This window comes from Streptococcus sp. CCH8-C6, assembly GCF_001557225.1.
Taxonomy (GTDB): domain Bacteria; phylum Bacillota; class Bacilli; order Lactobacillales; family Streptococcaceae; genus Streptococcus; species Streptococcus sanguinis_C.
The window spans coordinates 1-386 of sequence record NZ_LSJN01000028.1 but is presented as its reverse complement, the minus strand read 5'-3'; the positions used below and the strand labels follow the sequence as shown (position 1 = coordinate 386).

Below are 386 nucleotides of genomic sequence, written 5' to 3'. Positions count from 1 at the left end.
AGAGCAATGGATTGAAGCTCCATGTGTCGGCGGTTCGATTCCGTCTCGCGCCATAATTTTATAATCGGAAGGGTAGCGAAGAGGCTAAACGCGGCGGACTGTAAATCCGCTCCTTCGGGTTCGGGGGTTCGAATCCCTCCCCTTCCATAACCTTTACGGGCATAGTTTAAAGGTAGAACTAAGGTCTCCAAAACCTTCAGTGTGGGTTCAATTCCTACTGCCCGTGTTTAAATATGGCGGGTGTGGTGAAGTGGTTAACACACCAGATTGTGGCTCTGGCATGCGTGGGTTCGATCCCCATCACTCGCCTATTTAATATTATTGGGGTATCGCCAAGCGGTAAGGCAAGGGACTTTGACTCCCTCATGCGTTGGTTCGAATCCAGC

At 50.5% G+C, this 386-nt stretch carries 3 tRNA genes; all 3 read left to right on the top strand.

The features are described 5' to 3' along the window. Positions 1-66: 66 nt before the first annotated feature. Positions 67-147 (top strand) — tRNA-Tyr (locus tag AX677_RS03085). Between the two features lie 8 nt (positions 148-155). After that, positions 156-226: transfer RNA gene (locus tag AX677_RS03080), tRNA-Trp, on the top strand. A gap of 10 nt (positions 227-236) precedes the next feature. Continuing rightward, a tRNA-His gene (locus AX677_RS03075) sits at positions 237-309 on the top strand. Positions 310-386: the final 77 nt, after the last annotated feature.